Annotated in this window: 25 protein-coding genes; 10 read left to right on the top strand and 15 right to left on the bottom strand. The window is 69.4% G+C overall.

The genetic code is table 11. The annotated features are described in order from the left end of the window. Positions 1 to 55: 55 nt before the first annotated feature. Positions 56 to 709 carry an NADPH-dependent F420 reductase gene (locus tag ACFSL2_RS09775; RefSeq protein ID WP_377197671.1) on the top strand — a complete coding sequence of 218 codons (654 nt, stop codon included), beginning with the start codon at positions 56 to 58 and terminating at the stop codon, positions 707 to 709. Further along, positions 706 to 1,617, top strand: coding sequence for a VOC family protein (locus ACFSL2_RS09770; RefSeq protein ID WP_377197670.1), 912 nt, complete (start codon positions 706 to 708; stop codon positions 1,615 to 1,617). The genes ACFSL2_RS09775 and ACFSL2_RS09770 overlap by 4 nt, the downstream gene beginning before the upstream one ends. A 17-nt stretch (positions 1,618 to 1,634) precedes the next feature. Here the strand turns inward: ACFSL2_RS09770 and ACFSL2_RS09765 are convergent, their stop codons facing one another. The 6 genes from ACFSL2_RS09765 to ACFSL2_RS09740 all read right to left on the bottom strand — a co-directional run bounded on the left by ACFSL2_RS09765 (position 1,635) and on the right by ACFSL2_RS09740 (position 8,731). Beyond that, positions 1,635 to 2,492: a MerR family transcriptional regulator gene (locus ACFSL2_RS09765; RefSeq protein ID WP_377197669.1), complete on the bottom strand. Its 858-nt coding sequence runs from the start codon at positions 2,490 to 2,492 to the stop codon at positions 1,635 to 1,637. Then, a complete protein-coding gene (locus ACFSL2_RS09760; RefSeq protein ID WP_377197668.1) occupies positions 2,489 to 3,313 on the bottom strand; it encodes an alpha/beta fold hydrolase in 825 nt (274 codons plus the stop codon). Before ACFSL2_RS09760 ends, ACFSL2_RS09765 begins: the two co-directional genes overlap by 4 nt. 272 nt (positions 3,314 to 3,585) lie before the next feature. Then, positions 3,586 to 4,386 carry an SRPBCC domain-containing protein gene (locus ACFSL2_RS09755; protein ID WP_377197667.1) on the bottom strand — a complete coding sequence of 267 codons (801 nt, stop codon included), beginning with the start codon at positions 4,384 to 4,386 and terminating at the stop codon, positions 3,586 to 3,588. A 125-nt stretch (positions 4,387 to 4,511) separates the two neighbouring features. After that, on the bottom strand, positions 4,512 to 6,572 hold the full coding sequence (locus ACFSL2_RS09750) for a CocE/NonD family hydrolase (protein ID WP_377197666.1): 2,061 nt from the start codon (positions 6,570 to 6,572) through the stop codon (positions 4,512 to 4,514). Further along, the gene (locus tag ACFSL2_RS09745; RefSeq protein ID WP_377197665.1) at positions 6,569 to 7,888 is read right to left on the bottom strand and encodes an ATP-binding protein; all 1,320 of its coding nucleotides are present in this window, start codon (positions 7,886 to 7,888) and stop codon (positions 6,569 to 6,571) included. The genes ACFSL2_RS09750 and ACFSL2_RS09745 overlap by 4 nt, the downstream gene beginning before the upstream one ends. A 90-nt stretch (positions 7,889 to 7,978) precedes the next feature. Next, on the bottom strand, positions 7,979 to 8,731 hold the full coding sequence (locus ACFSL2_RS09740) for a DUF2625 family protein (RefSeq protein WP_377197664.1): 753 nt from the start codon (positions 8,729 to 8,731) through the stop codon (positions 7,979 to 7,981). Between the two features lie 85 nt (positions 8,732 to 8,816). Between ACFSL2_RS09740 and ACFSL2_RS09735 the strand changes: the two genes are divergently transcribed. Continuing rightward, the gene (locus ACFSL2_RS09735) at positions 8,817 to 9,512 is read left to right on the top strand and encodes a hypothetical protein (protein WP_377197663.1); all 696 of its coding nucleotides are present in this window, start codon (positions 8,817 to 8,819) and stop codon (positions 9,510 to 9,512) included. Between the two features lie 259 nt (positions 9,513 to 9,771). Here the strand turns inward: ACFSL2_RS09735 and ACFSL2_RS09730 are convergent, their stop codons facing one another. From ACFSL2_RS09730 to ACFSL2_RS09715, 4 genes are all read right to left on the bottom strand, one after another. After that, on the bottom strand, positions 9,772 to 9,936 hold the full coding sequence (locus ACFSL2_RS09730; protein WP_377197662.1) for a hypothetical protein: 165 nt from the start codon (positions 9,934 to 9,936) through the stop codon (positions 9,772 to 9,774). A gap of 164 nt (positions 9,937 to 10,100) precedes the next feature. Then, positions 10,101 to 10,487 (bottom strand): ester cyclase, encoded by a 387-nt coding sequence (locus ACFSL2_RS09725; protein WP_377197661.1) that lies wholly within the window; start codon positions 10,485 to 10,487, stop codon positions 10,101 to 10,103. Between the two features lie 154 nt (positions 10,488 to 10,641). Beyond that, entirely contained in the window at positions 10,642 to 11,826 is a 1,185-nt protein-coding gene (locus tag ACFSL2_RS09720; RefSeq protein WP_377197660.1) for an MFS transporter, read from the bottom strand. A gap of 167 nt (positions 11,827 to 11,993) precedes the next feature. After that, positions 11,994 to 13,901, bottom strand: coding sequence for an RICIN domain-containing protein (locus ACFSL2_RS09715; RefSeq protein WP_377197659.1), 1,908 nt, complete (start codon positions 13,899 to 13,901; stop codon positions 11,994 to 11,996). Positions 13,902 to 14,042: 141 nt separating this feature from the next. Here ACFSL2_RS09715 and ACFSL2_RS09710 point away from each other — a divergent pair, with 141 nt between their 5' ends. Then, positions 14,043 to 14,666 (top strand): TetR family transcriptional regulator, encoded by a 624-nt coding sequence (locus ACFSL2_RS09710; RefSeq protein WP_377197658.1) that lies wholly within the window; start codon positions 14,043 to 14,045, stop codon positions 14,664 to 14,666. A 37-nt stretch (positions 14,667 to 14,703) separates the two neighbouring features. On the opposite strand, the gene ACFSL2_RS09705 is transcribed toward ACFSL2_RS09710, so the two are convergent. Continuing rightward, positions 14,704 to 15,330, bottom strand: coding sequence for an FMN-binding negative transcriptional regulator (locus ACFSL2_RS09705; RefSeq protein WP_377197657.1), 627 nt, complete (start codon positions 15,328 to 15,330; stop codon positions 14,704 to 14,706). Between the two features lie 12 nt (positions 15,331 to 15,342). After that, complete coding sequence (locus tag ACFSL2_RS09700) at positions 15,343 to 16,800, bottom strand: amidase (RefSeq protein WP_377197656.1); 1,458 nt, start codon at positions 16,798 to 16,800, stop codon at positions 15,343 to 15,345. A gap of 101 nt (positions 16,801 to 16,901) precedes the next feature. Between ACFSL2_RS09700 and ACFSL2_RS09695 the strand changes: the two genes are divergently transcribed. From ACFSL2_RS09695 to ACFSL2_RS09670, 6 genes are all read left to right on the top strand, one after another. Then, the gene (locus ACFSL2_RS09695) at positions 16,902 to 18,491 is read left to right on the top strand and encodes a peptide ABC transporter substrate-binding protein (RefSeq protein ID WP_377197655.1); all 1,590 of its coding nucleotides are present in this window, start codon (positions 16,902 to 16,904) and stop codon (positions 18,489 to 18,491) included. A 16-nt stretch (positions 18,492 to 18,507) separates the two neighbouring features. Further along, positions 18,508 to 19,434, top strand: a complete 927-nt coding sequence (locus tag ACFSL2_RS09690; protein WP_377197654.1) for an ABC transporter permease — start codon at positions 18,508 to 18,510, stop codon at positions 19,432 to 19,434. Beyond that, positions 19,427 to 20,323, top strand: a complete 897-nt coding sequence (locus ACFSL2_RS09685) for an ABC transporter permease (RefSeq protein ID WP_377197653.1) — start codon at positions 19,427 to 19,429, stop codon at positions 20,321 to 20,323. Before ACFSL2_RS09690 ends, ACFSL2_RS09685 begins: the two co-directional genes overlap by 8 nt. Positions 20,324 to 20,420: 97 nt before the next feature. Next, a complete protein-coding gene (locus ACFSL2_RS09680; RefSeq protein ID WP_377197652.1) occupies positions 20,421 to 20,975 on the top strand; it encodes a GbsR/MarR family transcriptional regulator in 555 nt (184 codons plus the stop codon). Next, positions 20,972 to 22,597, top strand: a complete 1,626-nt coding sequence (locus ACFSL2_RS09675; protein WP_377197651.1) for a dipeptide ABC transporter ATP-binding protein — start codon at positions 20,972 to 20,974, stop codon at positions 22,595 to 22,597. Before ACFSL2_RS09680 ends, ACFSL2_RS09675 begins: the two co-directional genes overlap by 4 nt. Next, entirely contained in the window at positions 22,594 to 24,048 is a 1,455-nt protein-coding gene (locus ACFSL2_RS09670; protein WP_377197650.1) for a M14 family zinc carboxypeptidase, read from the top strand. The genes ACFSL2_RS09675 and ACFSL2_RS09670 overlap by 4 nt, the downstream gene beginning before the upstream one ends. A gap of 207 nt (positions 24,049 to 24,255) precedes the next feature. Here ACFSL2_RS09670 and ACFSL2_RS09665 read toward each other — a convergent pair whose 3' ends face one another. The 3 genes from ACFSL2_RS09665 to ACFSL2_RS09655 are packed head-to-tail and all read right to left on the bottom strand — an operon-like array spanning position 24,256 to position 25,691. After that, complete coding sequence (locus ACFSL2_RS09665) at positions 24,256 to 24,621, bottom strand: hypothetical protein (protein ID WP_377197649.1); 366 nt, start codon at positions 24,619 to 24,621, stop codon at positions 24,256 to 24,258. Between the two features lie 35 nt (positions 24,622 to 24,656). Next, positions 24,657 to 24,977, bottom strand: a complete 321-nt coding sequence (locus ACFSL2_RS09660; protein WP_377197648.1) for a hypothetical protein — start codon at positions 24,975 to 24,977, stop codon at positions 24,657 to 24,659. 39 nt (positions 24,978 to 25,016) lie between these two features. Beyond that, positions 25,017 to 25,691, bottom strand: coding sequence for a TetR/AcrR family transcriptional regulator (locus tag ACFSL2_RS09655; protein ID WP_377197647.1), 675 nt, complete (start codon positions 25,689 to 25,691; stop codon positions 25,017 to 25,019). Positions 25,692 to 25,766 lie beyond the last annotated feature (75 nt).

Genomic DNA, 25,766 nt, shown 5'->3' with positions numbered 1-25,766 from the left:
AAGTGGTGCAACACTCCGAGTGTTGGTTGTAGGAACAACTATCTGGGGAGTGGACATGACCACGGTCACCGTCATCGGAGCAGGAAACTTCGGCAGTGCTGTCGCGGGCGTCGCGGCGAAGGGCGGCACGGGCATCCAGGTGCTGGCCCGCGACCCCGAGAAGGCGCGTGCGGTCGCCGGCCCGCTGGGCGGCACGGCGGGGACGATCGGCGACGAGGTGACGGGCGACGTCGTCGTGCTCGCCGTTCCCTACGGGGCCGTGACGGACGTGCTGAACGCCTACTCGGGAGCGTTCGACGGCAAGATCGTGGTCGACGTGACCAACCCCGTCGACTTCAGCACCTTCGACGACCTCGTGGTCCCCGCCGACTCGTCGGCGGCCAGGGCGCTGCAGGACGCCGTACCCAGGGCGAAGGTCGTCAAGGCGTTCAACACCAACTTCGGCGGCACCCTCGCGACCGGCGGCGTCGGCTCCGGTGAGGTCGGCACGGGTGAGGTCGGCACCGTGCCGACGACGGTGCTCGTCGCCGGCGACGACGCGGCCGCCAAGCAGACCCTCGTCGACCTCGTCACGGCCGCCGGGCTGCGCGGGGTCGACGCCGGCTCGCTCAAGCGGGCGCGGGAGCTGGAGGCGGTCGGCCTGCTGCAGATGACGCTCGCGGGCGCCGAGAAGATCTCCTGGTCCGGCGGCCTCGCGCTGGTCTCATGAGCGAGCACCTGTCCGTCCCCGCGTGGCGCCGGGACGTCGCTGCCACGCCGGGGGCCGCGCCCGACGGCACGCGGATGAACACCGTGCAGCTGCTCGTCCGCGACCTCGACGTGATGACCGACTACTACCAGCGGGCGGTCACGCTCGACGTCCTCGACCACGCCGGAGCCACGACGACGCTGGGTCGTGGTGGAGTGCCGATCATGGTGCTGCGCCAGGAGCGGGACCTGCCGGGCGCGGATCCACGAGGTGCCGGGCTCTACCACACGGCGATCCTCTTCGAGGACGAGCGGCGGCTGGCCGCGTCGCTGGCGTCCATGGCGCAGCGCGTGCCGCAGACCTTCACCGGCAGCGCCGACCACCTGGTCAGCGAGGCGTTCTACTTCACCGACCCCGAGGGCAACGGCGTGGAGCTGTACCGCGACCGCCCCCGCGAGGAGTGGACCGTCCACCCGGACGGGACGGTGGCGATGGCCAGCGAGTACCTCGACCCGAACCAGTTCCTGCGGCAGTGGCACGACCCGGAGGAGCCCGACGCCGGCGCCTCTGCCGCGATCGGGCACGTCCACCTCCAGGTGGGCGACCTCGAGTCCGCGCGTCGGTTCTACGTCGACACCCTGGGGTTCGACGTCACCGCGCAGCTGGGGGATTCCGCCCTGTTCGTCTCGGCCGGGGGCTACCACCACCACATCGGTATGAACACGTGGCGCAGCGCCGGTGCCGCACCTCGCGCCGCATCCCTCGGGTTGGGCGACGTGCGGATCCTGGTGCCCACCCGGTCCGATGTTGAGGAGCTTGCCGAGCGCCTCGGCTTCCACGGCATCCCGATCGCCGACGACGGGGAGACGCTCCGCTTCGCGGACCCCTGGAACACGCGGCTCGCCGTCTCCCCGGAGACGGGGGACTGACCGGCTGCGCCGACCCGTCAGTCCCGGCGGGTCCGCTCGCCTATGACGTCATGGGGTGGTGGGTCGGCGCAGGCTCGCTCGCCGTTCCGCTCGCCGGCGGGGACCGGCACGCCTGCCGCTCGGAGCTTGTCCTCGACGAGCGAGGTCAGCCGGGCCGACGTCGGCCACTCCTCCTGCCCGTGGGAGTTGACCATCCCGTACCGCGCGGCCGTGTCGGGCCGGGCCCGGAATCCCGCCGGCACCGCCAGTAGCTCGGGCTTGGCCAACAGGTTGTCCGCCAGTGCCGAGGCGAGCTCCTCGATCCGCGGGTCGTCCGGGTCCCAGGACAGCGCGTCCCAGCTGCGCTGGGTCAGGTGCACGAAGTCGGGATCGTCGAGCCGGTACTCCAGCTGGGTCACGAAGCTGTCGAAGCCCTCCGGGACCAGCGCCCGGAACAGCACCAGCGCCTCGCGCTGGCCGGCGACGTAGCCGGGGTCGAAGCCGAGGCCGGGCATCCGGTCGAGCACCGCGCAGGCGCGGTCGGGCAGCAGCGCCCGGTCGTCGGCCAGGCGGTGCAGGGTGTCGCGGCGCGCGGTCAGGTGCTCGATCCGGTCGGTGAGCTGCTGCTCGACGCCGGTGAGCGCCGCGGCGAACCTCTCGGCGTCGGCGTCGAGCAGCGTGCTGATGTCGGCGAGCTGGACGCCGGCGGCGGCCAATGTCCGGACCTGCACCAGACGCAGCAGGTCGTCCGACCCGTACCGGCGGTACCCCGAGCTGTCCCGTTCCGGCTCCGCGACCAGCCCGAGCTTGTGGTAGTGCCGCACCGTCTTGATCGTGACGCCCGCGAACGCCGCCGCCTGGCCGATCGTGATGCCGCTGCTCGCCCTGCCGCTCATCGCCCGGGCCTGTCCTGAGTTCGGGTGGAAGCTGCGAGCCCGCGCACGACGTCGGCGACCGCTGGGGAGTCCTTGCGCAGGATGCTGCCGTGGTTGCTGGCGACCTTCGCGCCCACCTTGAGGTTCGGGTTGCGGAGCAGCAGCGGGTCGAGGGTCTTGCGCATCTGCTCCTGCAGGTCGTCCCGGCTGCCCACTGCCTCCCCGGACGCGACGACGTACCGGACCGGGGCCGACACCTTCTCGAGGATCGGCGCGACGGCGGCGTGGAGCAGGTGGGCCTCGATGGCGACCTCCACGTGCTGCTCGCCGGAAAAACGCGCGGCCATGCCCAGCCGGCGGGCCAGCGGCAGCATCAGCTTCATCCTGCGGAACACCCTTCGGATCTCCTCGTGCTCGGCGTCGGTGGTCCAGCCGGCCGGGTACGGGCCGTCGACGCCGACCACGCCAAGGGCGCGTTCCGGGTGACGGCTCGCCCAGTGCACTCCCAGCAGTGCACCGTACGACCAGCCCACCAGCAGCGCCCGGTCGACACCCCGGGCAGCGAGGACCGCGTCGATGTCGCGAAGGCACGCCTCGAACGAGTAGTCCGCCGACTGCCCGGACCGGCCGCGGGCCCGCTCGTCGAAGCTGATGTGCCGGTAGCTGCTGCCGAGGTCGGCGATCACGCGCTTCCAGTGCCGCTGGGAGGCGTACGAGCCGTTGAGGTAGACGACGGGGATGCCGGAGCCGCCGGAATCCGTGACGGCCAGGGCCGTGTCGTCGACGGGGACCATGCCCGTCCAGGCGTGCGCGACTGCCGGGGTGGAGCTGGAGGTTGTCATGCCGTGAGCCTCCACCTTGACCTCGGGTCAAGGTCAAGCAGTACTGCTGAGTCTGGTTCAGCAGGCCCCAGGGTGCCGGAATCACCGGGTCGGTGGTCGCCCTGAGCCTGCTGAACGAGAGTCAGCTCGTGCCACCGGGCGGGCGGCGACGGTCAGGCGCGGGGACCCGGCGGCTGGTACCAACCCCTGGGTTGGATCGATCGAACGTAGGCCTGGTCGTTCTCTGAACTCGCAGAGGGCGACCAGGCCTACGTTCAACGTGAGGGCTCCCGTCAGGAATCCTTGAGCCAGGGGGCCGTCGGGAGGGCAGCGCCGGTCTCCAGCAGCGTCTTGAGGTTGGCCAGCACCGCGGGCCAGCCGTTCGAGATGCCGTTCAGCATCTCGAGGTTCGGCAGGTTCTCGTGCGTGACGGTCAGCCGGACGACGTCGCCCTGCGGCTCGATCGCGAAGGTGACGACGGACGCCCCGTTGGCCCGCTCCTCCTCCGGCGAGTCCTCGAAGGTGAGGACGAGCCGTGTCGGTTCCTCGGCCTCGAGCACGGTGCCGACGACGTCGACGGTGCCCGAGCCGTCGACCCTGCGGTGCTCCCACGGCGAACCGACCTGCCAGTCGGACACGTTGATGTGGTGCCAGTACTGCGCGGTGAGGTCGGCGTCGGTGAGCGCCTTCCACACCTGTTCGGCGGTCGCCTGCATGTAGGTGACGTAGACGTACGTCGGGATGCTCGTGGTGGTCTCGGTCATGGCGTGTTCCTCTGCTCGGTCTCGGATGGTGCTCAGGGCCGCCAGTCGTGGCACGTCGTACGCCGCGATCCAGCGTTCCCCGATCTCGTGGATGGGTGCGGGGTTGAGGTAGTGCAGGCGCTCGCGCCCGCGTCGTACGACGACGACGAGGTTGGCCTGCGCCAGCAGGTCGAGGTGCTGGGTCGCCGACTGGCGGGCCATCTCGAGGCTGCCGCAGAGCTCGGTGAGGGTCTGCCCGTTCTGCCCGCGCAGCCGGTCCAGGAGGAGCCGCCGGGTGGGGTCGGCCAGTGCCTTGAACACCGGGTCGAGCGCGTCCTGCTGTGTGGGCATGGATCCAATATGCAGGTAATCACCTGCACGTGCAAGGGTGATCTCTGTCCAGCACCAGCGCGTCCGCCGGCGCCTGCGTCGTCGTGAGCGAGCTCAGTGGGTGTCCGGGTCCGTGGCGCGGCGCCTCAGACCAGGTCCCGGGCGATCCGTCGCTGCCAGTTCTGCGAGTAGACGCGCGGGTCGCCCTGGTTCTCGTCCAGCTCGTACGCGTCGAGCTGGGCGTTGATCAGGAAGTCGGTCGCGGTGCACGTCAGGACCGTGCGGGTGACCACCTCGACGCGCCAGTCGGCGCCGTTCTCCAGCCGTCGGACGGTCCGGGTCTCGCCGCGCGCGGAGGTGACGTCGTTCCAGCGGAAGCTGTACCACTCGCGGGTGTCGCGGTGGATCACCGTGCCGGTGTCCTCGAGGCGGAAGGTGCCCTGGTCGTTGACGATCGCCAGCGTCGAGACGTCGGTGGCGAGGTCTCGCGTGACGCGCCACGAGTGCTCGCCGGTGGCGAGCACCGTCGTCGGCTCCTCCTCGGCGGCTTCCGGGTCTCCGAAGGGCTGGAGGTGCTCGTCGTCGGGGCGCGGGTGCCGGACCGGCAGGTGCAGGGCGCTGCTGCCGGTCCGGATCGTCACGGTCGCCGGTTCGGGGCTCGGCCAGATCAACGGCCAGTACGACGTGGAGATCGACACCCGCAGCCGGTGCCCGGCGGGCAGCGCCTGGGCGATGCCGTTGAGCTGGACCGTCACCGGGTAGGTGCGGCCGGGCTCGAGCGGCTGGGGGTCCTCGCTGTCCTCGCGGTGCGTCAGGTTCAGCACCCCGTACGTCACGCGCGTCGCCTCGCCGTTCGGGGCGACGTCGGACAGTCGCACCGCGAGCTGGGCCGCCGGACGGTCGGCGGAGACCTCGAGCGCGACGCGGGGCAGGCCGAGGATCTCCAGGGGTTCGTCGAGCGGCTCCGTCTCGAACACGAGGGCGCCGCCGTCCTCCTCGCGCTGGTCGTACGGCAGGTCGGGCACCGCCGAGTAGGACGCCCACTTGCCGGCGAACATCCCCACGCTGAGGGGAGAGCGCAGGCTCACGAGCGGGTCGTCGGACTCGCCGCCCTCCGGTGCCACCTGGCCGCCCACCGGTGACAGATGGTGGGGCGTGAACCGGTACTCCCGGTCCTCGACTCCGGGGGCCGGCCAGCTCGGTTCGCCGACCCAGTGGCCGGGCCGGTCCTCGTAGGAGGCGCTGGGCGGGATGCTGTCCTGCATCCACGCGCGCAGCATCGGCTCGTCCTCGAGGCCGGTGTCGACGCCCTTGAGCCAGTGGTCCCACCAGCGCACCACCTCCTGGAGAAAGCCGATGGCCGGGCCCGGCACGCCGAGGTGCGGGTAGCGGTGCCCCCAGGGGCCGATCAGTCCCTTGCGGGGGACGTCGAGGTGCTCCAGGAGCCGGAAGATGGCGTTGGTGTAGCCGTCGGCCCAGCCGCCGACCGCCATCACCGGGCACCGCACCCGGGAGTAGTCCTCGCAGACCGACGCCGGCTTCCAGTAGTCGTCCCGATGCTGGTGCCGCAGCCAGGTCTCCAGCCACAGCCCGCTGCCCTCGAGCCGTTCGTGCCACATCTCGCGCCAGCGGTCGCCGACGACGGCGGGGTCGGGCGGCAGGCTGTTGAACGCGAACATCACCGTCGCCTCCGACAGGTTGTCCGCGAGCAGGCAGCCGCCCATGTAGTGCATGTTGTCGACGTACAGGTCGTCGGTGGCCGACGCGCTGATGACCGCCTTGAGCGCGGGTGTCGCGCCGGCGGCCACCTGGAGCCCGTTGAAGCCGCCCCAGGAGATGCCCATCATCCCGACGTTGCCGTCGCACCACGGCTGCTCCGCGAGCCAGGCGATCACGTCCTCGGCGTCGTGGAGCTCCTGGGCGCGGTACTCGTCCACCAGCACCCCGTCGGAGTCACCGCTGCCGCGGAGGTCCACCCGCAGGCAGGCGTAGCCGTGCCCGGCGATGTACGGGTGGTTGTAGGCGTCCCGGCCACGGGTGGCGTCCCGTTTGCGATACGGGATGTACTCCACGACGGCGGGGACGGGACGCGACGCCGCGTCGACCGGGGCCCACATCCGCGCGGCCACTCGCTGACCGTCGCGCAGCGGGATGAACACGTTCTCGACGGTCTCGACCTCGTACGGCAGGTCGGTGACTGTCCTCATCCAGGGTCCTCCTCGCGCACGGGGTCGAGGTCGAAGGGCAGCAGGTCCACCGCCTGACGGAACCGCTCGGCGAGCTGCTCGTGGTCGTCGGCCCCCAGGTACACGCTGCCGAGCTTGAACCGGTAGCTGTCCTGGTGCGGCAGGTCGCAGAGCCGGTCGCCGGGCGCCACCTGGAGGGTGACCTTCGTGCCCGGGAGCGCGCGTTCGACAGCGGCCAGCTCCTGCTCCCCGGGGATACTGCGCACGACGGCGTCGTCGTCGTGGAAGATGTGCCACTGCCCGGCGACGGCGAACTGGCCCTGCCGGCGCGGCATCTCGGGGGTCTCGCCCAGCGCGACGTCGATGGCCACCTCGTGGTTGGACGTGCCGTCGACCTTGAGGAAGAGCTCGGTGTGGGACTGGGAGATGCGCGTGTTCACCTCGATGAGCCGCAGCAGGTCGGCCTCGCGGTTCCACATGTACTCGACGTTGAAGGCCCCGTTGTCGTAGCCGATGTGCCGCATGAACCGCTCCGCGGTGTCGACCATGCGCTGCTGTACCTCGTCCGGGATGGTCGCGGCGGGGTAGTCGAGGTGGTCGATGCTGTGCCCGGAAGGGTCCCGGTGCATGTCGACGATGCCGTGCACGCTGAACCTGCCCTGCGCCACCACGCCCTCCGGGGCGGCCTGGATGCCGGTGATGACCTCCTCGGCGAGGCAGGCGTTCCCGTCCGCCCCACGGACGCGCTCCGGCAGGTCCACGCGGCTCAGTACCTGGTTGAAGGCGTCGCCGACGTCGGTGATCTCCGCGCGGATCGCGTCGAGGGCCGACCGGAACTCCTGCTCGTCGTGGATCTCGAACCCCAGGCTCGACGAGTGCGCCTTGACCGGCTTCACCCAGAACGGGTACGGCAGCTGCACCTGGTCCAGGGCGTCGTCGGCGAACGGGTCGAACGCGGTGAACCCGGGGACCACGTCGGGGATCGACTGCTGCTGCTCCAGCCGGCTCCAGTACTTGTGCTCGCACTTGAGCATGCTCGGCACGGACGGGGCGGGGATGCCGTGCTCGTTGGACAGGATGGGCGCCAGGAGCGAGCTCGGGAAGTCCCAGTGGCACACGATGGCGTCGATCGGCCCGGAGAAGTCCGCGAGCTGGGCGCGTGCCTGGTCGAGCAGCGCATCGAAGTCGTAGTCCGTGTCCCGGACGAGCGTGTCGTAGCTGAGCAGCGAGCGGAACGAGTAGCGCGCGGCATCCCGCACGCTCTCCAGCTCCTCGCGCTGCAGATCGGTCATGCCGAGCACGAAGACGTTGCGGGTACGGCCGGAGGTTCCGCTCATATCGTCGACGTAAGCACGAGCCCAGGTCACCCGCAACGAGGGTTGCCGACGGCGGGCGGAAATCTCCGCGCAGGTGGGCCCCGCCCGATGTCAGCGAGAGTCGGGCTCGCGGGTATCGAGCGCTCCGAGTGGTCCAGGATCCGAACCGTCGATCTGCGCGGCAGCCGATCGGATGGCCCAGACCAGCTCGGCCATGGGTACGGCAGCACGTCCGGTGGCGCTGAGATCCGCATGGGCTTCCCTGGACCACAGCGGAGGAAGGAGGCCCAGCCCGTGGTCACCACGCAGGCCGCGGGTCTCGGCATCCCACCCGTCCCACCGGAGCCCTTCCGTGAAGTCGGCCAGGCCGCCGTCGAGCACCCAGGCGAGCCACGCCGCGTAGCCGGCCTCGAGGGGCTCCCACTGGAGGGTGTCCGGCGCGAGGTAGATCATCTCGCCCGAACCGCCCGGCCGGGCGACGGCGGCCGGATCGCTCCCGTTGAGCACATAGGTACCGCCGAGGACGTCGTGGGCGACGACGAGCCCGTGTGCCGGGAACCAGGTGGCCTCGGGGGTGGGCGGAAAGCCGTTCACCGTGGCCAGGCCAGGCAGGTGGCCAGGGCCGCCCGGCGTAGGGCTTCCGTAGACGCGCAGCCAGCCCTGGTCGATCAGGAGCCCGCCGGTGTGCACGACCACGGCACCGAGGAAGGAACCGGTGGTGACCTGGAGCTGTTCGAGCGTGCGGCGGCTGGTCGGCTCGTCGGCGTCGAGGGCCCTGGCGGTGACCGACGCCTCGCCGACGAGGCTGCGCAGCTCCGGCCAGGCGGATTCCTGCGTGGCGGTCAGGTTCTCGAACAGTCGCACACCCTCGATCGTAGTGCCGCGGTGGCGACGCTTCGGGTGCCGAGTGACTCCTTGCCTTCCCGGTCAGCGCGGACCGGACAGCGCCTTGACCATGTATGCCGCAAGCTCCGTTCACACAGTCCCAGTAAGAACCTCAACGCTGCTATACATGGCGCCTATGACGAGCGACCGAAGCCCCTTGCCGATCGACCTGGTCGCGGAACGTCGTTGGATCCCCAAGCTCTGGATCGGACTCGCCTCAGTCGTCGTGGTCGTTGCTGTGCTCCCACCAGTCATCATCACCTGGATCACCAACGGTCCAGGCGCCGTCCTCGAAGCGCTTGTGGTCGTCGCCGGTATCGCCATGTTCATCGTCGTCGCGGCCCTGCCAATATTGGCCGTGGGGCGCAGGCAGTGCGCACGGATGGTCCGGCGGGTCGAGCGGTTGCGGCCGGGCTGGCCGCTGGTGCTCGGTCAGATCCCGCTCGGTGGTTACGCGACGGCGAAGTCTGCGGCGGTGATCCTCGTGGTCCTGCGCGATGCTGTCGAGGTGTGGGGCTACGGTGACACCAGTCCGCGGTGGACGGTGCGGCGTACTCCCGGAGGCGTCAGCATGGTCAGGTCCGGTGGGATCACGGGATCGGGCGTCTACGACCTCGAGGTCTCCGATGGTGATCAGCGCGTGGCGATCAGGCCCTGCAATCTGCGAAAACTGCCGTGGTTCCCGATGAGCAGGCATTCCGACTTCGCCGACGCCTTGAGCGCGTTGGGGGAGAAGCCGGAGGACCACCTGATCAGGTAAGCCACAGCGGTGCCCCGCTCTGCTCGACCGTGCGCACCGGCGCGCAAACAAGGCGCTGGCTTGGTTTCAACGCCTGGATCCGCCGTGGGCGGCTGACGCCCGCGGCGGTGGGGTGGTTTCAATGTGCCCGTGGGAGTAAGCGTGTCCAGGATCCCTTCCCACGGGAAGCCGTCCGCGGCGTCCGCTGCCGACTCGTGCGGCTCGCCCGGGCCGAGTCGATCACGACGTGCACGCCCCACGACGTACAGCACGCCCGGGCTCATGGCTCCTCGGCCGGCGAGTCAGGCTGCTTGGGCGACTTCGGGCGCCACGCCCACCGGAACAGGCCGACACCGATGCCGATGACGACGGCCGCCAGGACCAGTGCGCCGAGGAACGGGCCCGGGGCGAAGAATCGATGGTCGGGTACCGGTCGTACTCGCACACGATCGTCCACGGCCCGTCGAGGTACGCCGGCCTGCCGCTCGCGGACTCCGGCGGGTCGGCACGTGCCTGTCGCCGGAGACGTTGAGCCGCCGCCTCGCGGCTGCTGAGTCCAGGCGCCAGCGGGCCGCCGTTGTCCCGGACGCCTTATTCGCACGGCCGAAGTCAGCCGGCGTATTGGTCTCTGACCGCGTCACGATCGATGAGGGACCAGACCTCCGCGATACGCCCGTCCCGGAACCGGTAGAAGACGTGTTCGGCGAACGAGACACGTTGGCCCGTTGGCCGGAGCCCGAAGAGCGCTCCGGTCGGGGTGCAGTCGAACCAGAGCCGGGCGGAGACCAGGTCATCGCCGCTGGTGAGCAGATGCGCGTCAAAGTGCAGATCCGGCACGGCCTGCGCGTCCGCGGCGATCATGTCGGCGTACTCCTGGCGGGTGAGCATCTTGCCGTTGTAGGTGAGGTCGTCGTGGACGAACTCGGTCAGGTCGCCGAAGCGACGGTCGTTCAGAGCGTCCAGGTACGCCAGGTATGTGGCCTTGAGGTCAGACATGAGGGAATGGTAAGCGTGCGTCGGGAAACTGCTTCCGGAGGACTCGGAACAGTCCTGCGCAAGGTCGTCGTTGCTTGTTCGCCGTGGCAGCGAGCGGAAACTGCGGTCAGGTGCCTCCCGGTGAGCGAGGCCTCGCCGCGCGATGCCTGTGGATTCAAGCGCGAGTCGGTGTAGGGCGTTTGCCGAAGGCACGCATGGCGAGGGCGCCCACCACGGGCCCTGGCACCAGGACGAGGAAGGCGTACTGCCAGCCGACGAAGTCAGCGGCGATCGGGACCAGGTTGATGGTCAGGACGGTGATGAGGAAGCCGATCGCCGTTTGTGCGGTCAGCGCGGTGCCTACATAACGCTGGTCGACGACCTCGCTCAGTGCCGTGGAGAAGACGGCTGAGTCCGCGATCACGGACGCCCCCCACACCATCAGGAACGCGACCAGCACGGGCCAGGGCGCCAGGTAGAAGAGGGGCGACAGGAGGCAGCACGATCCGCTGACGACGAGGGCGATTCCCGCGGTGCGTGCCCGGCCGAACCTGTCGGAGGCCCAGCCGCCGAGGAGTGACCCGGCCAGGCCTGCCGCGCCGATAGCCGTGAAGGTGAGGAGGCCGGCGACCTGCCCGTCGGTCCGCGTAGCGGCGAGGACGAAGGACAACAACCAGGTCCACAGCGCGTACAGCTCCCACATGTGACCGAAGTAGCCGAGGTTCGCGTAGCGCGGCTGAGGCCGGCGGAACATCTCCAGGACGTAGCGCGGCTGCGGGCGGCTGCCGGAGGACGTGTGCGGGCCGGAACGGACCAGGGCTGTCGCGACGACCGCTGCGGCGAGGCCGAGCCCTGATGCCGTCAGAAGCACGTTCTGCCATGGCAAGGTCCCGGAGGAGTTGACCAGGTGCGGCAGGGCGGAGCCCAGGGTGAGCGCTCCGACGAGTACTCCCAGCGCGAGGCCCCTGCCGGTGGAGCCGAACCAGGACGCCATGAGCTTCATACCGACGGGGTAGACCCCGGCCAGGAAGAACCCCGTGACGAACCGCAGCGCCGCCGCGGTACCGAAGTCACTGACGAACAGGGCGATCGTCGCCGTGGCGGCAGCGGCCCCGACCGCGGAGGCCGCCAGCAGCTGGTGCGGCGGTAGCCGGTCGGGCAGGTTGAGCACCGCGGACGTGAGTGCGCCGACGACGAAACCGAGCTGGACCGTCGCGGTGAGCCAGCCGGCTTGCGATCCGTCCAGGTGCCAGGTCTCTCGCAGCGTCGGCATGACGGCGGATGCGGAGAACCACATGGCCATGGCGAGCACCTGGGTTGCTGCGATCAGTCCTAGCTGGACATGTGGCCTGCGGTGCATGGGTCCTCCCGTCGAGCACTCCTTCGTGCAGACAGATATGTCTGCACGAAGGCTATGCGCACGGGCTTCCGCGCGGTGAATCGACCGGACCCTCGCGGAGAGCAGAGCGGAGAGCAGAGTGGTCAGGTCGACCCTCTACACCCCTTTGCGCACCGAGGAGGACCTGGTCAGCCGACCCGGGTGAGCTGGAAGGACTGGGTGGCTGCGCCGGTGCAGGGCTGCTGGGTGAATCGGGTCCCGTTGGTTCCGGTCGCCGAGCCCAGGGTCAGGCAGGACCCGCTGTGCCGAGCGGTGAAGGTCAGGCCCCCGCTGGTCGTCGTGGCGGGTCGCCACTGCTGGTTGGTGCCGCCCACGTAGGTCCAGAGGTGTATCGCGGACCCGTCGCCGACGGCGCCCGGGCCGCCGTCGACGTCCCAGACCTTGCCGGCGTGCTGGTTGAGCACCTGGTAGTAGCCGTTCGTGGTGGGCGTGAAGCGCCAACGCTGGTTGGCCTGGGCGGCGTCACCGCAGGTCCACTGCTGCAGGCCGGTGCCGTCGGTGGTGCCCCAGTCGGCGGCATCGAGGCACTTGCCGCTGGCCGAGGACGCGACCTGGTACCAGGCTGCCGGGTCCGGGCCGACGGGGGTGGTGGACTGCGGATCCCACGTGTAGGTGGCGACCGCCCGGCCGGGCAGCGTGTGGGTGAGGGAGCGGCCTGCGTCGGTGATCGAGAACGTCCGGCTCCCGGGGGAGGCGTTCACGACGTAGGCGACGCGCGTACCGTCCGGGTTCTGATGGACGACGTTCTGGAGCCCGCCGGACCCCTCGCTCGTCGAACCGAGGCGGCGAGCGCCCGCGTCGATGAACTTGCTGAGATGGCCCAGCACGTAGAACTCGGCGTTGCGGGTGACGGTGCCGCCGGCGATCTCGACGACGCCGTTGCAGCGGGTGCCGCAGTGGCCCTGGTGCGGGCCGCCGTTCTGGTCGAGGGCGAGGTTCCAGTTGATGACCGTCTCGCCGCCGTTGCGCATGTTCCGCACCACGAGGTTCTCTGCGTGCCACACCAGCGTGTCGCCGAAGGTCCGCGCAGCGTCGTCGCTGTCCGTGCCCGAGCACTCGGTGAAGTAGACCCGCTTGCCGGCCGCCACGACCTGGGCCTGCGCCTCGGGTGCGCCACCGTAGCAGTGGAAGGCGGCACCGACGACGCGGTCGATGCCCGCGGTGCCCGCGAACACGTCCAGCGGGTAGTCGGGCCGGTCCCAGTTGTGGTCGTAGGCGAAGATCTGCGTAGCCAGGCCGGCACGGGTCAGTGCGCTGTCGAGCACCCGGAAGAACTCCGCCTGCTCGGCCGCGGACATGCTCATGGAGGGATAGCTCGTGGCGAAGAGCGGCTCGTTCTGGACCGTGAGGTCGCTCAGCGTCACGCCCTGCTGCCCGTACCCCTGGATCGCTCGGACCAGGTAGTCGGCATAGTCGTCGTAGTGCTCGGGGAGCAGGCTGCCTCCGTTCAGCGAGCCGCCGGACTTCATCCAGGCCGGTGGGGACCACGGGCTGCCCATGAAGCGGATGGTCGGGTTGACGGCGAGCGCCTGCTGCAGCACGGGGAGGATCTCCTGCTGGTCGCGGGCGATGCTGAACTGCCCGGGTGTGTCCTCGTAGGTGTAGAAGCTGCCCGAGTTGAAGTCGGTGCTGCCCAGCGGCTGGCGCAGGTAGTTGAGGCCGATGCCGTCACCGGCGCGGGAGAACAGCGACCGCAGCAGGCTGTCGCGGGTGCCGCTCGGCAGGTCGTTGATCAGCGAGGCGGACGCCTCGGTGACGGAGGCGCCGGCGCCGGTGAAGCGCTGGGACACCTGGTCGGGGTGCACGCGGATGTCGGTGGTGTGTGGGCCGGTGTCGAAGGGGACCTCTCCGCCGTCGGCGAGCTTGCGGCTGCCGTCGGCGGTCGTGATCCAGACGTGCGCGCTGGTCGGAGCGGCGGCGAGTCCGGCTGCTGGGGCGATCCCGGCGGCCGGGGTGATCCAGGCGGCTCCGACGGCCAGGACGCTCAGTGCGGCGAGCGACATCCGTACGGACCCTGGGCGAGTTGTACGCGTCATTGCGACTCCCTCGGTGGGTGGCTGTTCCGGGATCCTACTCCTACCTACTGAGTACTCGGTAGGTAGGGGATCCCCGTACGTCGGCCAAGGCGAGCGGCCCGTGCGGGCCGCCTACCGATACGGGTCCGTAGACTCGCTCGGATGACACGTGCAGCCGCGGGCGCCAGGGTGCGGCGCCCTCCTGCGGAGCGCCGGGCAGAGATCTTGCGCATCGCCATGGAGACGTTCGCCGAACGCGGCTTTCAGAGCGCCTCCCTCGCCGAGATCGCGGACCGGGTCGGACTCACCCAGGCCGGGGTGCTGCACTACTTCTCGTCCAAGGCCGGCCTGCTCACCGGGGTGCTCGACCTGCGCGACTCGACGGACATCGAGGAGCTCGGCAGCGAACGCCCCCGCGGCCTGGCGTTCCTGCGCCATCTCGTCGAGACCGCCCGGCGCAATGCCGAGCGGGAGGGGATCGTGCGGCTCTACACCGTGCTCGCGGCGGAGAGCGTCACCGTCGAGCATCCCGCCCAGACCTGGTTCCGCGGCCGCTACCAGGGTCTGCGTGCTCTTGTCGTCGAAGCGCTCGACGAGGCACAGGGCGCGGGGGAGGTGGCGGAGGACGTCGACACCGGGACCGCCGCCCGGGTGATCGTCGCGACCATGGACGGGCTGCAGCTCCAGTGGCTGCTGGAACCCGGATCGGTCGACATGGCCGAGGCGACCGAGGTGGCCATCGTGCGGATGATCGGACGCGATCTTCCGCCGGCGGCGCGGCGCTAGGTCGGCGACGAGGCTGCACCGGGTCGCACCGCTCCCATCAGCGACCGTGTGTGCGGAGCATCCAGTCGGCAAGCCGTGGGTTCTGGTAAGGGCCGGGCTGCTGCAGCTGGATGATGACGCGGTCGACCACCTCGGCCGGCTTGTCCTGGCTCATCTTGTTCTTTGCGACGCAGCGTTCGAGTCGCATCCGGAAGCCGACCGTGCCCTGCACGATGCGCTCTGCATACGCCGCGTTCAGCTCATCGCGACGCATGCGGAAGGGGTCGGGGAGTGGGTCCTCGAAATGGTCGACGAGCCGTTCGAGCACGGCGAGATTCTCGTCGTCGCCGAGCAGCACCGGGGTGCCGTAGCCGTGCACGACGGCGAAGTTCCACGTCGGGACGGCAGGTGATGTGCCGTACCAGCTCGGCGAGACGTAGCCGTACGGTCCTTCGAAGATGACGAGCAGCTCGCGCTCGCCGAGCCCGTGCAGGCGCTCGTCGGGGCGGCCGACGTGGCTCATCACGACGATGCCGTCCGGGTCCTGCTCGTCGAGCACGAACGGGTAGTGCGAGGCGACGACACCATGGTCCGTCGCGCTCACCATCGTCGCCCACGGCGACACACGGATCAGGTCCTGGAGCGCTGCGACGTCGTCCACCGCGAAGTCCGGGTTCTCACGCACGGGTACACCTCCTCATAGCTGGGGCCTCCTCGTGTGATGCCCGGTGAGCTCTTCGAATGCCTGCGCCGCGAGCAGCAGCTCGACGTCCTTGCCGGGCGCCGCGACGAGCTGGATCCCGACGGGCAGCCCGTCGGGGGTGAAGCCGGCCGGTACCGAGACAGCGGGGCAGCCGGTGGCAGAGATGATCGTCGCGGCGCGCATCCACTCGAGGTAGTCGCGCATGGGCGTGCCCTCGATCTGCGCGGGATACTCGATGCTCGCGTCAAACGGCACGACCTGGCTCGTCGTGAGCACGAGCAGATCATGCTGCGAGAAGAAGTCCTCGACCGAGGCCAGGAGACGGGTCCGTGCCTCCCTCGCCGTGACGATCTCGTCGCCGGTGAGCGCGAGCCCCATCTCGGTGTTCCGGACGACAGCCTCCTTGACCCGGTCCGGATGGTTTCGAACCACGTCGTGGTAGTCGGCGGCGAAGTCGAGAGCGCGCTGCACCCGGAAGACCTCGTCCGCCTCCCCGAGACGGGGGAACTCGTCGTCGACGTGCGCCCCGGCGTCGGCGAACGTCGTCGCGGTGGCGTCGACGATGTCGGCGACCGCACGATCGACCGGGATCAGTCCGCCGAGGTCGGTCGAGAAGCCGACCCGGAGGCCCGCGAGCCCCGACCCCGGCTCGTGCCGGTCCGGCTCGGAGAGCTCCGGACGGTCGAAGACCGACCCGGGCTTCTGGATCGACTGCGGCGCTCGTGCCGCCGGCCCGCAGGCGACGGACATGAGGAGGGCGACGTCGCTCACGGTTCGCGCCAAGAAGCCCGGTTGCGCCAGCCACTGCCACGGGTCCGACGGCAGGGCGTGCGGGATGCGCCCGTTCGACGGGCGCATGCCCACGATGTTGTTGAACGAGCCGGGCGTGCGCAGGGATCCCCCCATGTCCGACCCGTCACCCGAGGCCTGGATGCCCGCGGCGATCGCTGCCGCCGCGCCGCCCGACGACCCGGCTGCGGACCTCGTCGTGTCGTAGGGGTTCACGGTCGTCCCGAAGACGGGGTTGAAGGTGTGCGAGCCCGCAGTGAACTCGGGCACGTTGGATTTGCCGGTGGTCACGACACCCGCGGCCCGCAGCCTGGCGATGATGAGCGCGTCCTTGGTGGGCACGTTGTCGAGCAGCAGCGGCGAGCCCCGTGTGGTGCGCAAGCCCGCCGTGTCGGTCGACTCCTTGTGCGTGAGCGGCACCCCGTGGAGCGGACCGGGAGCCTCGCCGCTCGCGAGCCCTGCGTCCGCACGGTCGGCCCGCTCGTAGGCGCGCTCGTCGTCGCGAGTGACGATGGCATTGAGAGCGGGGTTGACCGCGTCGATGCGCGCCAGGTGGTCGGTGAGCGCCTCGCGTGCGGAGATCTCACCCGAGGTGATCAGGGCGGCGAGTGCTCGCGTACTGAGCCAGGTCAGCTCGGACTCGTAGGGGGCCCGCGGTGACATCGTCGCTCCTTCCGATTCGACTTCTCCAGATACTATACATTTAGAATTTGCTAAAGGTAGAGTGCGCTTGCAACATCACCTGGATGCTCAAGGAGGAGCTCATGCGTGGTTTGTTCAAGGGAGCGATCGCCACCTCGGCGATGCTCGCTCTCGTCCTGTCCGGCTGCAGCACCAGTCCTGCCGAGGGGGATGAAGCAGTCGCCGAGATCACGATCGGATCCTCGGATCCGGTGCCGGACCTCACGCCCGGTCGCCAGAGCAACGCGTTCGGCGTCCTGATGTCCGTGTTCAGCCCGCTCACGTTCCTGGACGTCGACGGCGAGCTCAGCTACGTCGCTGCGGAGTCGGTCGCGAGCGACGACCAGCTCACGTGGACCATCACCCTGCGCGACGGATGGACGTTCCACGACGGCACGCCCGTGACTGCGCAGGACTACGTCGACAGCTGGAACACGGTGGCGTACGGGCCGAACGCGTTCGAGAACTCCGGTCAGCTCGCGTCGATCGCGGGCTACTCGGATCTGAACCCGTCGAAGGGCGACCCCGAGACCGACGAGCTCTCCGGCCTCAGCGTCGTCGACGACCGCACGTTCACCGTCACGCTCGACGAACCGGACAGCCAGTTTCCCAGCCAGCTCTCACAGGCCCAGACCGCCTTCTACCCGATGCCGCAGAGCGCCTTCGGCGATCTCGCGGCGTACGGCGAGCTGCCGATCGGCAACGGCCCGTTCGCGCTGAGCGCTGCGTGGGCAGAGGGCGAGCCGCTCGTCGCGGAGCGGTACGCGGAGTACGCCGGTGACGAACCGTCGCTGGACCGGATCACCTGGGTGCCGTACACGGACAGGCTCACTGCGTACAACGACGTGCTGGCGGGCAACATCGACCTCGTGCGGCTCCCCGCCAACCGCATGACGCAGGTCGCCGACGACTTCGACGCGGAGCACGTCTACAGCTTCGAGGGGCCCGCGATCAGCTACCTGAGCTTCCCCTTCTGGGACGAGCGGTTCGACGACGTCCGGGTGCGCCAGGCGATCTCGATGGCCATCGATCGGGACGCGATCAACGATGCGCTCTTCGGTGCTCTCAACGTGCCGGCGACCGCTTGGACGCCGTCGATCATGCCCGGCAATCCCGACGGCATCTGCGGGGAGTACTGCGAGCTCGACCCCGAGGAGGCACGCGCGCTCCTGGAGGAGGCCGGCGGCTTCGAGGGACAGCTCACGATCCACTTCCCCGGCGGCTCCGGACAGGACGACCTGTTCAACGCGATCGCGAACTCCCTGCGCCAGAACCTTGGCATCGACGCCATCGCGCAGCCTTCCGTCGGCTGGGCGGAGTTCAGCGAGGATCGCAACAACGAGGTCCTGGACGGTCCGTTTTTCGCCCGATGGGGTGCGCTCTACCCGAGCCAGCAGTCGACGTTGCGGGCCGTGTTCACCGGTGCCGGCTGCACCAACTGCGGCGGCGCCCTGCTCCCGGAGGTCGCCGAGGCGCTCAACACCGCGGACGCGAGCCGCGGAGCGGACGGCCAAGCGTACGCGGACGCGCAGCAGCTCATCGCGGACGAGTTCCCGATCGTGCCGCTCTTCGAGGAGTCGTACAACTTCGTCACGTCCGACCGCATCGCACAGCTGACGACCTCGGCCATCGGCGAGCCTGTGCTCACCGACGTCGTGCTCGCCGAGAACTGAGACCCGGCTGCTGACCATGCTCCGATATCTCTCCCGTCGGCTCCTGGAGCTGGTGATCGTCTTCTTCGGCGTCACCTTCGTCATCTACTGCGCGGTGTTCCTGCTGCCGGGAGACCCGATCGCGGCGCTGGGTGGCGACCGGCCGCTCCCGGAACACGTGCAGGAGCAGCTCAGGACCCGATACGGGCTGGACCTGCCGATCTGGCAGCAGTACGTCAACTATCTCCAAGGCATGCTCAGGGGAGACCTCGGGACGACCTTCACCGGCCAGTCGGTGAGCGAGCAGATGGCAAGCCGCTGGCCCACGACGATCACGCTGGCTCTGACGGCCTGGGTGATCATGGTCGTCACCAGCGTCGCGCTGGGGCTCGTGGCAGGACTCCGGCGCGGTTCCGTGCTCGACCGCTCGGTGCTGCTCGGGACGATCGTCGCGGAGTCGGTGCCTGTCTTCGTCATGGGTATCACGGCGCAGTACGTCTTCGGGATGATGCTCGGCTGGGCGCCGATCGCCGGTGTCGGCGACGGGTGGCCCCGGGCATATCTCCTGCCCGCGCTGGTCATCGCGGTCTATGGCGTCTCAGGGGTGTCGCGGCTCATGCGCGGGAGCGTCGTCGACACGATGCAGTCGGACTTCGTACGCACCCTGGACGCGAAGGGCCTGCCTCGGCGCAGCATCGTCGGCGTGCACGTCATGCGCAACGCGGCGGCACCCACCATCAACGTCCTCGCGATCCAGCTCGGCTCCCTCCTGGGAGGGACGGTCGTCGTCGAGGCCATCTTCAACATCAACGGTGTCGGTCAGCTGCTGTACCGGGCCATCCAGGACCAGGAGGGAACGCTGGTCGTCGGCGTCGCGACCACGCTCGTGCTCATCTTCCTCGTCACCAACGTGATCGTCGACGTCCTTTCATCCGTCCTCGACCCCAGGATCCGACATGACTGAGCCAGCCACGGTGGCCGTTGCCGACAGCTTCGGTCGAGCCACAACGCGTGGCCTGTGGGCAGCACTCCGGAGCCGACCGCAGTTCTGGGTGAGCGTCGTGCTGCTCGTGCTGCTCGCAGTCGTCGCCGCTCTCCCAGGCCCCGTCGCGATGCTCTTCGGCGAGAGCGATCCACGGGCCTGCGACCTGCTCGCGTCGAACCAGCCGCCCGGCGCCGGCCACCCGTTCGGCACCGACGTCCAGGGCTGCGACGTCCTGGCCAACGTGCTGTTCGGCACCAGGACCTCCCTCTTCATCGGCCTGGCGACGACGGCGATGAGCCTGGCGATCGCCATCACGCTCGGGACACTTGCGGGCTATCTCGGCGGCTGGGTCGACGCGCTCATCGCACGTGGTGCCGACGTCGTGCTGGGATTCCCGTTCCTGCTGGGTGCGATCATCGTGCTCAACACCGCACCCGACCGGTCCCCGCTGGTGCTGTCCGCTGTGCTGGCCTTCTTCTCCTGGCCGACCTTTGCCAGGCTCATCCGCAGCTCGGTCAAAGAGGTTCGAGAGCGAGAGTTTGTGCAGGCGTCGCACGCCCTCGGCCTCTCCCCGTCACGTGTCGTACTCACGCACATCCTGCCGAACTCGCTCGCCTCGACCCTGGCGATCGCCGCGACGATGGTCGGCGGCGTCATCGGCGCCGAGGCAACGCTCACCTTCCTGGGAGTCGGCCTCGTCCCGCCGTCCATCTCCTGGGGAGTGCAGCTCTCCACCGCACAGTCCTACTTCCAGCTCGCGCCCCACACGGTCCTGTTCCCCAGCATCTTCCTCACGGTCACCGTGATCAGCCTCATCATGCTCGGGGACAACCTTCGCGATGCGCTCGACCCACGAGGTCGCACGTGAGCACGGCGCGCAGTGGCACCGCACGCGGACCGTGCCCCACTTCCTGCAGCCGGCCTCGACCGGAGACGCCAGAGGACAACGTGAAGAATGGACTGCTATGGAGATGAACGAACTGAGTGATGAGATCCGCGCCTTTGTCGACCGGTTCACCGATGCGTGGGAACTGATGCGGGGCAAGCGGATGACCGGTCGAGTGCTCGCGCTGCTCATCATCACGGACGAGCCCTACCTGTCCTCGGCCGACCTCGTGCGACTGCTGGACACGAGTCCGGGCACCATCTCGACGGCGACCCGTGCGCTGCTCGGGGCCGGCTACATCTCCAAGGTGTCAGCGCCGAGCAGCCGCGTCAGCCTCTTCCGGGCAGAGGACGACGTCTGGGGCGCGTTCCTCAGCCGGGAGAAGCTCGGCCTGCAGCGCATGGGTGAGGTGCTTCGCGAGACCAGGACGACGCCTGCCGGGTCGGCGCCTGCCCCCGCCCGTCGGCTGAGGAACGGCAGCCGCTACATGGCGTGGGTCGACCAGTACCACCGCAACGTGCTGGAGCAGTGGCAGACGTACCGGGACCAGGAGGAAGACATCCCGCCTCCGCAGGAGCTCCCCGCGGAGATGCTGGAAGCGATCAAACGCCCCGGGGACGAGGTGTTCCCATGAGCGAGCGGCTGCTGGAGATCGACGGGCTGTCGGTGGGATTCCGTTCGCCCGACGGCGGGCTGGTCCCCGCCGTGGACGGCGTCTCGCTCGACGTGCGCGACGGGGAGATCGTCGCGATCGTCGGCGAGTCCGGCTCGGGGAAGTCCGTCACCGCGATGAGCGTGCTGGGTCTGCTCCCCAAGAATGCCGAGGTCACCGGCAGCATCAGGCTCCGCGGCGAGGAGCTGCTGGCGTCCGGGCGGACGCAACATGATGTACGCGGCCGACGCATCGCGATCATCTTCCAGGATCCCTTCGGCGCGCTCGATCCGGTGTTCACGGTCGGCTTCCAGATCCGGGAGGTGGTGCGCACGCACTTCCCGGAGCTCAGCGCGCGCGACCGCCGGCGAAGGGTCATTGAGCTGCTCGCGGCCGTCGAGCTGCGCGATCCCGCGCAGCGAGCCCGCTCCTATCCGCATCAGCTCTCGGGCGGTCAGGCCCAGCGCGTCATGATCGCGATGGCGTTGGCGTGCGGCCCGGAGATCCTGATCGCCGACGAGCCGACAACGGCGCTGGACGTGACGGTCCAGCGAGAGATCCTCGACCTGCTCATCCGCGTCCGAGAGCGTGACGGGATGGGCATGCTCCTCATCACGCACGACATGGGCGTCGTCGCCGACGTCGCCGATCGCGTCGTCGTGATGCGCGACGGACGGTTCGAGGAGACGCAGACGGTCGACCGGCTCTTCGCGAACCCCGAGGCCGCATACACGCAGCAGCTGCTGGAGTCGGTGCCTCGTCTCGACGCCGCCGAGCGCCGCTCGAGCGCCGGCGACGAACCCGCGCTCGAGATCGATGACCTCACGGTCGAGTACCGCAGGGGCCTTCGGTCCGTCACCGCCGTCGCGGGCGCCAGCCTGACCGTCGCTCGCGGCGAGGTCGTCGCGATCGTCGGTGAGTCCGGCTCCGGGAAGTCGACCATCGGGAAGGCCATCACAGGACTCGCGCCGGTCAGGAGCGGCGCCATCGTCGTCGACGGTCTGGACGTCGCGCGGCTCCGTACGCGGCAAGCGATGGCGCTGAAGCAGCGGATCGGCATCGTGTTCCAGAACCCGATGGGGGCCCTCGACCCGCGATGGACGATGGCCGCTTCGATCGGTGAGCCGCTGCGGATCCACCGCAGCCTGCGGGGGCGTCACCTCGAGGCGCGGACGGCCGAGCTGCTGGACGCTGTGGGACTCGCGCGCCAGTGCGCCTCCCGTTACCCGCACGAGCTCTCCGGCGGGCAGCGGCAACGCGTCGCGATCGCGCGTGCCCTGGCGCTCGACCCTGTCCTGCTGATTGCTGACGAGCCGACGTCCGCGCTCGACGTGTCGGTGCAGTCCACCGTGCTCGAGCTCTTCCGCACGCTCCAGGCGGAGCTGCGTTTCGCCTGCCTGTTCATCAGTCACGATCTGGCCGTGGTCGACAGCCTGGCCGACAGGATCGTCGTGATGAGCGACGCTCGCATCGTCGAGCAGGGTGCGCGGCGGCAGATCCTGCTCGACCCGCGCGAGGACTACACCAGACGGCTGCTGAACGCCGCGCCCGTACCGGACCCGGATCAGCAGCGACAGCGACGGCAACAGCGAGCGGCGGCATGACCGAGGTCCGCACCCTGCAGTCGGTGACCGACGAGGAGATCGTGGAGCGGGTCACGTCGCTGCCCGATCTGCACGGGTACCCCGCCGTGGACGAGTTGCTGGACCAGCTCGAACGGCTGCGCCGAGCGTTCCCCGAGCTGCTCACCGCCCGGCGCGTCGGCACCTCCCGTCTCGGCGAGCCCATCACGCTGTACACGCTCGCGCTCCACGCGGACAGTGCCGACGACGGCGCCGCCGATGTGGCAAGGCACGCCCTCGTCGTCGGCGGGGTACACCCGAACGAGCCGATCGGATCGCACACGATCCTCCGGCTGCTGACCGATCTCCTGCACGACTCGTCCGTCCGAGATCGGCTCGGCGTCGTCTGGCACGTCATCCCCTGTGCCGACCCCGACGGGATGCGCCTCAACGAGGGCTGGTTCGACGATCCGTTCGACGGCGAGACCTACTTTCGGCACTTCTACCGCCCGCCCGGGAACGAGCAGGTGGAGTGGACGTTCCCGATCAGCTACCGCGAGAAGTACTTCGACGAGATGCTGCCCGAGACGCAGGCACTGCAGCGGGTGATCGACGAGATCCGGCCCGACTACTACCTGCCCCTGCACAACTCCGAGACCGGAGGTGCCTACTTTTACCTCTCGCAGCCCGCGGACGACCTCGTGCCGCTCCTCCATCGACTCCCCGCGGAGCTTGGCATCCCCCTGCACCTCGGAGAGCCCGAGGGCGCGCACCTCAAGGAGCTCGCCCCCGCGGTCTTCGAGTCCAGCACGTCGCAGAGCGTGTACGAGTGGCGAGAGGCAAACGGCCTGGACCCGGTACCCAGTGGCTCCGCCGGCCAGTCATCCACCAGCTACGCACGACGACACGGCACCGTCTCGCTCATCGCCGAGCTGCCGATCTGGCGCACGTCCGGGGCCGATGACACCAGCCCGTCCGGCAAGCGCTACGCGGCGCTCCTCCGCGAGGCGGGCGAGGCGTTGACCGCCACCGGCACGCAGCTCGAGGAGCTGCTGGCCCGGGTCGGTCCGCACCTGACGCTGGACTCGCCCTACCTGCGCAGCGCCCGGGTGTTCGTCCCGGGCATGTCGCAGGCGGGCCGCATGATGCTCGTGCGCGCCGCCAAACCGGAGAACGACCGGGCGGCCACGGTCGCGGAACGGCCGATGTCGGTCGTGTGGATGTACCGGCTGCGGTTCGGAGGGGCCCTGTTGCGCGCACTGCGTGCGGAGGTAGCGGCCGGTTCGGCCGACGTCGTGGTACGGCGATCCACGCGCGAGCTCGAGCGGGTCTGGGCCGGCTGGCTCCAGGAGCGGGAGTCCCAGGAGGGCACGCAGGGCATTCCTGTGCGGGCTGTCGTGGGCGTCCAGTACGGAGCAGTCCTGGGACTCGTCGCCCACGGTCCCTATCCGGACCCGTCGCCCGTGACAGCACCCACGACCGGAGAACGATGACCACACCGACCCGCCCGGTTGCCGAAGGTGCGTCTCGAGCACGAGTACCTCGGGGAACGGGCCAATCGTGGCTCAGTTGCGCGAGTCGTGTTTGGTCCGACCTGATCGACGTCGCCGGAGGCGTTCAGTTTTGGTGACCACGACGGTAGCCACACCCCCGACGAAGGCGAGAGGCCTCTTGCAGATCGCGGTAGAAGCCGCACCGGATCACGACGGTGCTGCACCGAGACGTTCGATGACCCAGTCGCTCTGATCGGGCAGCAGTGCGATCTCGACGGTCGCGCCGCCGCTCGACGCCGTATAGATGCGAGCCTCCGGATTGACTTCCCTGGACTCGGGACCTGTGGGCGAACGGAACTCGAGGTCGATCCCGTCGATGCGGGCAGTCGTACGCCACAGGGTCAGTCGTCCGGGCGCGACATCCCAGTCACCGGAAAGCCACATGTTGGAGAACCTGGGCAGCCCGCGGATGCTCGCCGCCGCCTTGCCCTCAGAGCGCAGCCGTTCGTTGCGACGGCGGTCCAACCGCTTACCCAGCCGCCGCCCGATCAAGTATCCGATGATGCTCTCCACGACGTCGGAGCCTCCCACGGCGGCCAGCCGAACGACTACGGCACGCGCTCGACAGTCGGCACATTCACTCGCAATGAATACGTGGCATCACCAATAGTTTCGTCGGCGCTCGGGCGCACGCGTCCGATCTGCAGCTCCGACACCGCCTCGACGACGCTTGAGGTGAGGTTCTGTTGGCCGAGGCGGTGCTCGGCGAGTCTGATCAGGTCATCGGAGTTGCCGCCGGCCCTGAGGATGCTGCGTCGTCGTTCAAGACGAACCAGTGCGCGCCGTCGTCGACCTTTGCAGTTGTGCCCATACCGCACATCCTTCCGCATCGCGGCGCGGTGCCTGCCCAGGTAGACGTTGCTGAGCACGGGGCCCGGGGCGGCGTTCGCGGCCCTCTCGGTACGCCGCTACGCGGAGGCTCTCTGGGTCTCGAGCGCGGCCAGGACGAAGTCGAGGCCGAAGATGAACTCCTCCGCCGGGTCGTAGCCGGCAGCGACGAGCGCCGCAGCGGATTCGTTGAGGTAAGGGAACTCGTCCGGAGGAAGCTGGGGCAGGAAGACGTCCTCGGTCATGTCCGCGAGCTCATCGGCGGTGTCGAACGGCAGGCTGGCTTCCTGCAGGGCGAAACCATAGACGTAGCTGTCGAGCAACCAGTTGGCGTGCGTCGCCATCAAGACCGTGAAGCCAGCCTTCCGCAGGCAGGCGGTGACCGCTTCGCGGTGGCGGAGGTTCGCGGGCCCCGGCGATGTCCGCGACTCCATCAGTCCGATCGCCCACGGGTGGCGTGCGAGAACCTGTCGGGCGGACACCGCTCGCCGCCGCATCGCCGACTGCCAGTCGGTTTCCTCGGGCGGGAGCTCGATCTCCGCGAACACGATGTCGATCATGGCGTCCAGCAACTCTTCCTTGCTCGCCACGTAGTGGTACAGAGACATCGCGCCCGCGCCGAGCGCGCCGGCCAGCCGGCGCATGCTCAGCCCGTCGACCCCCTCGTGGTCGGCGAGTCGAAGTGCCTCGACCACCACCCGCTGCTTGCTCAGCCCCGCGTCGGACGCGACCTGGCGTTGTTCCCTCGCAGACACGGGTCTCCTCACTCTCTCGAAAGCCTTGACAATCGTACAGCGTACGACCATAGTACAGCGTACGACGTACGGTGT

This window comes from Promicromonospora aerolata, from assembly GCF_042682255.1.
GTDB lineage: Bacteria > Actinomycetota > Actinomycetes > Actinomycetales > Cellulomonadaceae > Promicromonospora > Promicromonospora aerolata.
The sequence above is the reverse complement of the archived record's forward strand: the minus strand, read 5'-3'. Positions and strand labels throughout refer to the sequence as shown.